Origin of the sequence: Mediterraneibacter sp. (assembly GCF_030825015.1) — a bacterium.
Taxonomy (GTDB): Bacteria; Bacillota; Clostridia; order Lachnospirales; family Lachnospiraceae; genus Mediterraneibacter.
Genome location: NZ_JAPJQP010000006.1, coordinates 86301 through 96828, shown reverse-complemented (window position 1 = coordinate 96828; position 10528 = coordinate 86301). Strand labels below are relative to the sequence as shown.

Genomic DNA, 10528 nt, shown 5'->3' with positions numbered 1-10528 from the left:
TATAGAGCGAGGGCATCGCTCAATCATCTAATCTGATGATTTTGCGACACCCTCTATATGAATAAAATAAAATGATGGGAGATATTTTTAGAAAAAATCTTGACAAGTTTCTGAGAATATGATACTTTATAAAAGTTCTATGAAGCTTTGGGGGATTAGCTCAGTTGGGAGAGCGCCTGCCTTGCAAGCAGGAGGTCACGAGTTCGACTCTCGTATTCTCCATTAAAGTAAAGATCCGAACATTGATATTAGTCAATGTTCGGATTTTTTTGTTGTGAAAAGAAAAGAAGTAAGATATAATCAAGAAAAGTGAAAAATTTATAGAATGTTTGAACGAAAAAAAGAATAAGTTCTAAGATTTCTATAAAAAGTCAGATAATAAATAGTTTTTTAGGATGACATGCTTTTGAAGTAAAGGGATTTTGAATATCCCGCATAAGATTGAAAAAAGGGAGGAAAAAATAAAAGAGCGTAAATAAAAAATATATAATCAGGAGGAAAAGGTATGAAAAAACGTAGGAACAAATTAGTGGCACTGGGAATGGCGGTGATGATGACAGCAGCGCTTATGTCAGGGTGCGGGAAAAAGGCAACTCCAGAGAATTTATTGAATGATATGATGAAGAATCTGGAAGACGCAGAGTCGGTAGTGGCAAACATGAAGATTGATATGGAAATGGGAGATGATACAGCCACAATCGGTGTTCAGGCAGATTTGGACATGGATCTGGATCTTAAAAAGGGTGAAAGTCATGGCAAAGGCGCCATTGATATGAAAATGATGGGTACGAATATCGGAACCGAGATTGAAATGTATACTGTAAAAGAAGATGATGAGTATGTTGTATATACGATGGCGAATGATCAGTGGACAAAAGAAGACATGGATGATTCGGAAATGGATATGGCTGGTGAAATTTCTGATCTTGCAGACAGTATGACAGTACATGCGAAATCTTTCGAGATGTCTAAAGAAAAGGTAGAAGTAAACGGAAAAAAATGCTTTGAGATGACAGGAGAGATTAAAGGTTCTGATATTGCGGGAATGATGGAGTCAGGTATGGTAAATGGTTTGGATTCAGCAGTCGACAAGGATGTGATCAAAGACCTCACCCTTCCATGTACGATTGCTGTTTACGAAGGCGATATTCTCCCGGCAAAGATTTCTTTCGATATGCAGGATGTTATGGAAAAGGCAATGGAGGAAGAAGGCGTTGATGTTACAGTATGTTCCATCGAAGTGACGTATCATGAATATGACAGTGTAGGTGAAATTGAAGTTCCAAAAGATGTGATCGAAAAAGCAGGCGGAGAAGTATCGGACGACGCAGATGATAAAGACGAAGACAAAAAGGCGGCAAAACCGGCGGAGCAGAGTAAAGATCTCGGTGCAAAATGGGACAGTTATACAGTTCAGATCAACGATAAAGTGATTACGCTTCCATGCAGTCTGGCGGATTTGGAGGCGACAGGGCTGAAGCTTGACAGAGAATATACACCGGAAGATTATGTGGTAAATGTAGGTGAGTATGAGCTTGCATGGTTTGAAGACGATAACGGCAATACGATCATGGCAGATATGGTAAATATGGAAAGTGATCCGAAAGAGTTGAAAGATTGTCTTGTAGGCGCGATCTCGGCATATTCCTATGATCTGGAGGAAGGCGGACTTACAGTTCTCTTCCCGGGCGGAATTACAGTCGGAACAAAAGAGGCGGACGTTCTTGCGGCGTATGGCGAGCCGACAGATTCGTATAAAGACGAAGAGTATGGAAATACTTATTATTGGTATGATGAAGAAAGCTATGATAATTCGTGCACAGTAGATATAGACGTAGAAACGGGACTTGTTGAGAATATTAACTTACAGTGTTATAAATAGAGAGGATAAGAGCGATAAGGAAAAACAAATCTTAAAAAATGCGTATTAAAATCTGAAAAAAGTGTATCAAAATTTGAAAACGGCAGGAAGTTTTCCTGGGAGTAAATCTGCGGGAAGATGTTCCTGCCGTTTTTCATTGTTTTCCCTGTATGTCGCAGCTGTTTTTTTCGCTGTATTGGTTACATTTTCACAATAAGTATGATAATATATAGAAATAGCGTAAAATTGACAAACGAAAAGGAGGTTTCATATGATCAAATTATATGAAAACGGTGTGTATTTGCTCAATGGCACTGAGATTGTTGAAGATACAGGAAATGTACAAGTTCCGGTTTCTAAAGAAGAAGCTGCGAAAAATACGATGGCTTACGGTGTGTTAGAAGCACACAACACTTCTTCTGACATGAAGAATCTGCAGATTAAATTTGATAAATTGACATCACATGATATTACTTTTGTCGGAATTATTCAGACAGCCCGCGCGTCAGGTCTTGAGAGATTTCCGATCCCGTATGTGTTGACGAACTGTCACAATAGTCTTTGTGCAGTCGGCGGTACGATCAATGAAGATGACCATATGTTTGGTCTGACATGTGCGAAAAAATACGGCGGTATGTATGTTCCGCCCCATCAGGCAGTTATCCATCAGTTCGCGAGAGAGATGCTTGCAGGCGGCGGAAAGATGATCCTTGGATCGGACAGCCATACACGTTACGGAGCTCTCGGTACAATGGCGATGGGAGAAGGCGGTCCTGAGCTCGTAAAACAGCTTTTGAACAAAACATATGATATTAAGATGCCGGGAGTTATCGCTGTTTATCTTGAAGGCGAGCCGATGAAGGGTGTAGGTCCGCAGGACGTTGCTCTTGCAATTATCGGAGCGACATTTAAAAACGGCTATGTAAACAATAAAGTAATGGAATTTGTCGGACCGGGCGTGAAGAACTTAAGTGCTGATTTCCGTATCGGAATTGATGTTATGACGACGGAGACAACTTGTCTGTCATCCATTTGGACAACTGATGAGAAGATCGAAGAATTCTACGAGATTCACGGAAGAAAAGAAGAGTACAAAGAACTGAATCCGGGTGCAGTTACATATTATGACGGATGTGTTCGTGTAAACTTAAGCGAGATCAAGCCGATGATCGCAATGCCGTTCCATCCGAGCAATGTTTATACGATCGATGAACTGAATGCGAATTTAGCGGATATCCTTCATGACGTAGAGCAGAAAGCGCTCGTAAGTCTTGACGGAGCTGTAGATTATTCTCTTCAGGATAAGATCCGTAACGGAAAACTCTATGTAGATCAGGGAATTATTGCAGGATGTGCAGGCGGCGGATTTGAAAATATCTGCGCGGCGGCAGACATTATTAAAGGTCATAATATCGGATCAGACGCATTTACGTTCAGCGTATATCCGGCAAGTACGCCGATTTATATGGAACTGGTGAAAAATGGTGTTGTAGCCGATCTTATGGAAGCAGGCACTGTTGTAAAAACAGCATTCTGCGGTCCGTGTTTCGGAGCAGGAGATACACCTGCAAATAATGCATTTTCTATCCGTCATACAACGAGAAACTTCCCGAACCGTGAAGGAAGTAAGCTCCAGAGCGGACAGATTTCTTCTGTTGCTCTTATGGATGCTCGTTCTATTGCTGCAACGGCGGCAAATAAAGGCTACTTGACTCCGGCTACGGCATTTGACGTAGAATATAAAGGACAGAAATATCACTTTGATCAGAATATTTACGCAAATCGTGTATTCGACAGCAAGGGAGAGGCTGATCCGACTGTAGAGATCCAGTTTGGTCCGAATATTAAGGATTGGCCGGAGATGTCTGCACTTCCTGAAAATCTGATCGTGAAAGTTGTATCTGAGATCCATGATCCGGTAACGACAACAGACGAGCTCATTCCGTCAGGAGAGACGTCTTCTTATCGCTCTAACCCGCTTGGACTTGCAGAGTTTGCACTTTCAAGAAAAGATCCTGCATATGTAGGAAGAGCGAAAGAGGTTCAGAAAGCACAGAAAGCAATCGAAGCCGGTACATGTCCTCTTGAAGCGTTGGAAGAGCTGAAACCGGTTATGGCTAAGATCCAGGAAACATATCCGGAAGCAGGAGAAGGAAATATAGGTGTCGGAAGTACTATTTTTGCAGTAAAACCGGGAGATGGTTCTGCTCGTGAGCAGGCTGCTTCCTGTCAGAAAGTTCTCGGAGGATGGGCGAACATTGCCGTAGAGTATGCGACAAAACGTTATCGTTCCAATCTGATAAACTGGGGAATGCTTCCGTTCCTGACAGACGCAGATCATGAGGCGCTTCCGTTTAAAAACGGAGATTATATCTTCGTTCCGAATGTGAGAAAAGCGGTTGAGGAAAAGAAAGACGTTATCAACGCATATGTTGTCGGTGATGAATTGAAAGAAATCCATCTGAAACTCGGAGATCTGACAGATGCCGAGAGACAGATCATTTTGGACGGATGTCTGATTAATTACTATAAGGCAACAAAATAACCGATAGATAAATAAGATAATAAAGAGAAGGAATAATAAGTCGATAACACAGTAAAATAATAGAATCCCCTGACAGTGCGATGTAAAAGAAACATCTGCGGCGGTCAGGGGATTTTTGTAATGGTGAGGAGCCAAAGTCCGGGTTTGCCCGAGACTTTAGCGACCGCTTACAATTCAAGAATATGCCTTTTGTCATTTCCGGTGATTAGTTGTGTCAATGAAGCAGACATTTATTCTTCCCGGTTCTTGTTCTAGTGTCATCATCATGGGGGTCAAACGCAGAACGATAAAATGTCTGCCGGTATTCTTTCGGTGTATACCCTGTTTTTTCACGAAATACTTTTGTAAAATGGCTTTGTGAACTAAAGGTTAGTATTGAGGCGATTTCGGCATAGCTGATATCAGAATATTTTAACATATTTTTGGCTGCGTCAAGGCGCATATTCCGAATGTATTCGGTGATGCTTTGTCCGGTTTCACGCTTAAAGAGAGCGGACAGATAGTTTGGATTTAAATTAACTAAATCAGCAAGCTCTTTTATAGTAAGCTGTTCATGCAGTCGGTTTTGAATATAATCAATACATTTCAAAATAGGCTTCGAATAGATATTAAACTTGTGGATTTCTGACATTTTGTTTGTGAAAAAGATCCACATGTCTTCATAAATCGTATCAAGTTCTTTTTTTGTTGTGCATTTATCCATTTTTTGAATATATAAATCGCTGATATTATATGCCATTTCATCATCCATTCCGCCTTCGATTGCAAATCTTGTGACAAGGGTAATTGAAGCGACAAACATATATTTATAATTTCGTAAAACATCATCGCAAAGATGTCCGGGAAGGGCAGAAGTCCACATTTGCATGCTTCTTCTTAATCCATTAATATCACCTGCTTTTAAAAGATCGTATTGCAGCATTTCTTCATCATATTTGTGATGGCGTTTATTATTTTCCCGATTTAGAAATTCTTGATAAAAAAGTTCTTTATTGTTTAAGTATCCCATAGATGCCTCCAAAGATTAGAAAATATTTCAGACAAATACAATTATTTTCATTTGATGTGAGAATTATACTATAAAAATGGATTAAATGATATATAAAAATGCACCTGTTTGATAAATTAAATGCAAGCTCACGAGTGAGAAAAAAGAGTCGAGAACAGGTAAAGAAAACGACAAAAGGAGGAAAATCATGTCAGAAGTAAAAACAAATAGTTACCCTTATCGTCCGCCGAAAAAGTTTACAAAAAAGGATCTTCATGGAAGGACAAGATTGTATGTTATCACATACAAAGATCTGAAAAGATTTCAGAATTTTTATATCAATGTTTTTGGATGGGATATGATAGAGATGCCCGTTGCTGCAAGCGGAGTTCCGGCAGGAGACGAACATCCTTCGCTGCTTATAGCAACCGGTCCGGCACAGTACGATTATGAAGGTGTTACTCCGGGACATATGAATATGTTTGTACACTGGGCGCCGGGAGAAATTGAGAAACCAGGACCGTTTATGGAAATCCATATGGATCGTCCGTTGGAAGAAACGATTCAGAAGATTATTGATCATGGAGGAAAGTTGATTTTGGATAAAACGAAATCAGCGCTTGCAAAACCGTTGGATGACAGTAAACAGAGCTGGGAGATTCATGCGGTAATTGAAGATCCGGCAGGAAACTATCTCTACTTGTGGAAATGTCCGTCTTCAAGGACTTGGGACGAGTTGGAAACAGAATATGATGAAGAGGAATAGGAGGAAAAAGCGATGAAGAAAATATATACTTGTTTTGCCTGTGGTTTCCCGATTGCATTTGAAGAAACAGAAGTGCCGGCACATTGCCCGGGATGTGGAGCTCCGAGAAGTCAGTTTTTGGAAGAACCGTGGACGGGAAGCATTGAAAAGAGACGAATTCATGTTGATCCGCCGGAAGTAGATCCCAATAGAGATCCTTTTGATATTTCTTTTCACCCGGCAAAAGATTTTGCTCCTCAGCAAGGGGAAGGCAGGACACGGCGCTGGGTAATGGAATATGAAAAAGGAAAAGCAGATGAAATCAGATCATTTTATGAAGATCTTTTCGGATGGGATATTATTAACACAGAACATTCAGATGAAGAAAATCCGCTGATGTATTGTGCAACAGGACCAGGAACACCGGATTGGGAACCAAGAGTATGTTCTTTTGAGTACGGGTATCTGAAACCGAAAACAGAAGATATTGCACCGGCGCCGAGCTTTGTTATAGAAGTAAAAGATATTGAGAAAACATTAGAGAAAGTTGTTGAGTTTGGAGGAAAAGTACTTCGTGAACGATTCACAGTTGAGGGTAAGGATTATGCGGTGATCGAAGATTCAGAAGGAAATCAGCTTTATATTTGGGAAATCAAAGACGAAATTCCTGATTACTGTATAAATCCGGTAACAAGAACAGGAGCACAGTAATAGCGGACAAAAGATGGTAGGAAAGCTATGGGAAAAGAAAAAGTAATTTTGACGGTGGAGGGACTGAATAAATCATTCGGTCCCACGAAAGCTGTAGTAAATATGCATTTAGAAATTCGTTCCGGGGAAATTCACGGCTTGATCGGAGAAAATGGAAGCGGAAAATCGACCGTCACATCAATGATTGCAGGATGCCTTCAGCCGGATAGTGGAAAGATGTTAATGGAAGGTAAACCGCATTGTCCTAAAAATATGATTGATGGAAGAAGATCAGGGATATGTATGCTGCTTCAAGAAAAGGGAACGATTGATCATCTGACAGTAGCGGAAAATATATTCCTCGGAGAAGAAGATCAGTTTGGAACAAAAGGAATTATCAATCGCAGAGAGATGAATAAAGCCGCTGTAAATGTATTAACAAAAATAGAGCTGCAAGATGTTGAACCGGCAATGTTAATTGATGAATTGAGTTTTGAGGATCGAAAATTGATCGAGGCAGGAATGGCGATGAAAGAAAATCCCAAGATCTTAATCGTTGATGAAACAACAACAGCCCTTTCACAAAAAGGAAGAGAAGTTATATATAAGCTGATTCGTGAGATGAAGGAAAAAGGTGACGCTGTAATTTTCATATCACACGATCTTGAAGAGCTAAAAAGCGTATGTGATATTGTTACGGTTATGCGGGACGGGGAATATATTACGACGCTTACGGGAAACGAGATTACGGTAGATTCGATGCGGAAAAATATGATCGGAAGAGAATTGACAGGCGGATATTACAGACAGGATTATGAAGATACATCGGACCACGATAAGGTAGTTCTTGAAGCAAAACATATTTGTCTGGGAAACCGATTGAATGATGTTTCGCTGAAGCTTCACAAAGGGGAAATTTTAGGAATCGGCGGATTAACTGACTGCGGTATGCATGATCTGATAAAAGTGATGTTTGGATTGCTTAAGCCTGATAGCGGGAAAGTTGTTCTTACAGAACAGAATATAGAAATAAAGAGCCCTGAGATTGCAGTAAGAAATAAAATGGGATACATACCGAAAGACAGAGAATCGGAAGGGCTGATGTTGGCGGCGAGTATTAGGGACAATATAAATATGATGTCTATGGATAAGATAAAGAAAGGGTTTCTTATTACACCGCATGCAACAACAAAACTTGCAAAAGAACAAGTTAAGATGCTTAGCATAAAAATAGGAGGCTTGAATCTTCCGGTATCGAGTTTAAGCGGGGGAAATAAGCAGAAAGTTGCAATCGCAAAATGTACGGCAAATGATGTGCAGATCGTTTTAATGGACTGTCCGACAAGGGGAATTGATATTGGAGTGAAGGCTGCAATCTATCGCTTGCTGGAGCAATTTAAACGAGAGGGAAGATCCGTTCTGATGGTATCTGAAGAATTGCCGGAATTAATTGGAATGTCTGATAATCTCCTTATTATGCGCGACGGACGCATCACAGGAAAAATCAAGAGATCTTCAGAAGTAAGCGAGAGTGACGTAATTAATAAAATGATATAGCAGGAGGGAGAATATGAAGGAAAAGATTGCATTAAAGAAAGATGCGATAAAAACCTGCCTTCCGGTGTTTTCACTGATTTTTGTTATTGTGCTGTTTGCGGTGTTGAGCGGAGGAACAACATTGCAGATCAACAATATAAAACAGATTGGAATTCAGTCATGTACTTATATCGTGGCAGGTTTGGGAATTCTGTTTACGATGTCTCTTGGAAATATGGACATGTCTTTGGATGGAATCATATGTTTAAGCGGAGCGTTAGGACTTTTAGCGGCAGAAATGTGGGGAAGCTGGCTTGTTTTTCCGGTTATTTTTGTATTGACGATTATTTGCGAAATGGTAATCGGAGGTTTGAATATTTTATTAGGGATCAATAGTGTGATCGTTTCGTTTGCGGTGTCTTTTTTTGGAAAAGGAGTTGCCGGATATTTGATCGCAAATAGAACGAAAGGTCTTCAGCTTCCAAGCGAGTTTTCGCATCTATACAATGTTCCGCTTTTTTACATTGTAATGATTGCGGCGATTATTATTGCGGTAGTTTTGTTTCATTATACGAAATTAGGAAAGAGAATCATGGATATTGGATCGAATCCTAAAGCAGCCCGTGCGGCGGGAATTAATGTGACAAAATTTAAACTTTTGGCATATTTAACAGCAGGTATAATGATGGGGCTGGCAACATTAATGACAGTTGTGCGATCTGGCTCTGCAGGAGCAACGTCAGGCTCAGGATTCCATGTGACATTATTATTGATGATGGTAATCGGAGGGGCTTCTTTAACGGGTGGAACAAAAGAAAAGATATTAAATGTTGTTGTAGGTGTTTTGATGCTTTTGTTTCTTGAAAATGGATTAAATGTTATAGGTGTAAGTCCCAATATGGTTGGATTAATAGAAGGAATCATCTTTCTTGTTTCTGTAACACTGACGTTTGACAGGGACGGAGTGCCATATATTTTATAAGGAACATGCGTAAACAAATAAAAATGACGGGGGAAAACAAATATGAAAAGGAGGAATCAGAATGAGAAATATAGTTAAAAGAATCGTGTCGGCAGGAGCTGCCGCGGTAATTGGGGTTGGTATGCTTGTTGGATGTAGTTCTGATGGCAAAAGTGGATCGGATTCATCGGGAAAAGACGGAAATATGAAAATTGGTGTCTGTATTTGGTCTACAGATGATGGATTAGGTGCAGACTCAAAAGAGGCGCTTGATTTTGCAGCAGACGTGTTGGGGGTAGAACTTGTTTATCGAACAGGAGATTATGATGCGGAAGGTCAGATAACAGCGGTAGAAAATCTTGTGTCGGCAGGATGCGAAGGAATTATGATTTGTCCAATCGTAGATACGGCGGTCGATGATTATTTGAAAATTTGTGAAAGTGCAGGAGTATATATGCAGGCATTTTTCAGAAATATTATTGACGAAGAGACTTATGAATATTGCATGAGCAGTGATTATTTTACCGGATATGTAGTAGAAGATGAAGAAAGTGCAGGCGCTGCTATGGTTGACGCTTTGGCAGAAGCAGGTTGTAAAAAGTTTGGATTGATTAATAGAGAGGCTGGGAATGGTGTTATAGATCGTCGTCAGGAAGGTGTGGCGGACAGATTGAAGGAGCTTGGTTTATCTTATGAAGTATCAACAAATTCTTCTACAGCTACAGCAGCAGATATGACAGATGCAACGGATCAGCTGCTTGCGGCAAACCCAGATATAGATGCACTTATCGTTTCGTCCGGTTCAAATGGAGCGATTGATGCAATCGTCACAGATATTGAAGGAACTGATATAAAACTGACGTCTTTTGATACGCCGGTAGATGTGCCGGGGGCATTTAAAAAAGGTAATTTGGCAATGCTGACAACGGGAAGTCAAATTGATCCTGTGTATGCATTAGTGAATTTGTATTGTACATTAACAGATCAGCCGAAGTCAGATACGCCGACAGAAGTGAAGTCGAATTATATTTACATGACTTCGGTAGAAGATGCAGAACTTTATAGTAAGTATTTTTCGGAGTTTAAGACGTATACGGCTGAGGAAATTAAAGCATTGGCAGCCATGGATGAAGCGTCGTTTGAAAAAGAAGTTGCGACTTATAGTTTGAAAATGGTTCAAGAAAAAGCAGGTGAGAACTGAT

General features: G+C 40.2%; 8 protein-coding genes and 1 tRNA gene. 8 read left to right on the top strand and 1 reads right to left on the bottom strand.

Features of this window, described 5'->3' with window-relative positions:
- Positions 1–149: 149 nt before the first annotated feature.
- The 3 genes from RCH61_RS04995 to RCH61_RS04985 all read left to right on the top strand — a co-directional run bounded on the left by RCH61_RS04995 (position 150) and on the right by RCH61_RS04985 (position 4406).
- Positions 150–222: transfer RNA gene (locus RCH61_RS04995), tRNA-Ala, on the top strand.
- Positions 223–505: 283 nt separating this feature from the next.
- Positions 506–1882, top strand: coding sequence for a DUF6612 family protein (locus RCH61_RS04990; RefSeq protein WP_178006563.1), 1377 nt, complete (start codon positions 506–508; stop codon positions 1880–1882).
- A gap of 250 nt (positions 1883–2132) precedes the next feature.
- Positions 2133–4406 (top strand): hydratase, encoded by a 2274-nt coding sequence (locus tag RCH61_RS04985; protein ID WP_178006562.1) that lies wholly within the window; start codon positions 2133–2135, stop codon positions 4404–4406.
- A 214-nt stretch (positions 4407–4620) separates the two neighbouring features.
- On the opposite strand, the gene RCH61_RS04980 is transcribed toward RCH61_RS04985, so the two are convergent.
- Entirely contained in the window at positions 4621–5427 is an 807-nt protein-coding gene (locus RCH61_RS04980; protein ID WP_306480046.1) for an AraC family transcriptional regulator, read from the bottom strand.
- 175 nt (positions 5428–5602) lie between these two features.
- Between RCH61_RS04980 and RCH61_RS04975 the strand changes: the two genes are divergently transcribed.
- From RCH61_RS04975 to RCH61_RS04955, 5 genes are all read left to right on the top strand, one after another.
- Positions 5603–6160: a hypothetical protein gene (locus RCH61_RS04975; RefSeq protein WP_178006560.1), complete on the top strand. Its 558-nt coding sequence runs from the start codon at positions 5603–5605 to the stop codon at positions 6158–6160.
- Positions 6161–6172: 12 nt separating this feature from the next.
- Positions 6173–6850 carry a VOC family protein gene (locus RCH61_RS04970; RefSeq protein WP_178006559.1) on the top strand — a complete coding sequence of 226 codons (678 nt, stop codon included), beginning with the start codon at positions 6173–6175 and terminating at the stop codon, positions 6848–6850.
- Between the two features lie 27 nt (positions 6851–6877).
- Positions 6878–8386 carry a sugar ABC transporter ATP-binding protein gene (locus tag RCH61_RS04965; RefSeq protein ID WP_178006558.1) on the top strand — a complete coding sequence of 503 codons (1509 nt, stop codon included), beginning with the start codon at positions 6878–6880 and terminating at the stop codon, positions 8384–8386.
- Between the two features lie 13 nt (positions 8387–8399).
- Positions 8400–9347 carry an ABC transporter permease gene (locus RCH61_RS04960; RefSeq protein ID WP_178006557.1) on the top strand — a complete coding sequence of 316 codons (948 nt, stop codon included), beginning with the start codon at positions 8400–8402 and terminating at the stop codon, positions 9345–9347.
- A 61-nt stretch (positions 9348–9408) separates the two neighbouring features.
- Entirely contained in the window at positions 9409–10527 is a 1119-nt protein-coding gene (locus RCH61_RS04955) for a sugar ABC transporter substrate-binding protein (protein WP_178006556.1), read from the top strand.
- The last annotated feature ends 1 nt before the right edge of the window (position 10528 follow it).

Excerpts from the sequence above, each read along its gene's own strand:
- RCH61_RS04960 (WP_178006557.1), top strand. The coding sequence starts at position 8,400 with ATGAAGGAAAAGATTGCATTAAAGAAAGATGCGATAAAAACCTGCCTT.
- RCH61_RS04970 (WP_178006559.1), top strand. The coding sequence starts at position 6,173 with ATGAAGAAAATATATACTTGTTTTGCCTGTGGTTTCCCGATTGCATTT.
- RCH61_RS04990 (WP_178006563.1), top strand. The coding sequence starts at position 506 with ATGAAAAAACGTAGGAACAAATTAGTGGCACTGGGAATGGCGGTGATG.
- RCH61_RS04975 (WP_178006560.1), top strand. The coding sequence starts at position 5,603 with ATGTCAGAAGTAAAAACAAATAGTTACCCTTATCGTCCGCCGAAAAAG.
- RCH61_RS04985 (WP_178006562.1), top strand. The coding sequence starts at position 2,133 with ATGATCAAATTATATGAAAACGGTGTGTATTTGCTCAATGGCACTGAG.
- RCH61_RS04955 (WP_178006556.1), top strand. The coding sequence starts at position 9,409 with ATGAGAAATATAGTTAAAAGAATCGTGTCGGCAGGAGCTGCCGCGGTA.
- RCH61_RS04965 (WP_178006558.1), top strand. The coding sequence starts at position 6,878 with ATGGGAAAAGAAAAAGTAATTTTGACGGTGGAGGGACTGAATAAATCA.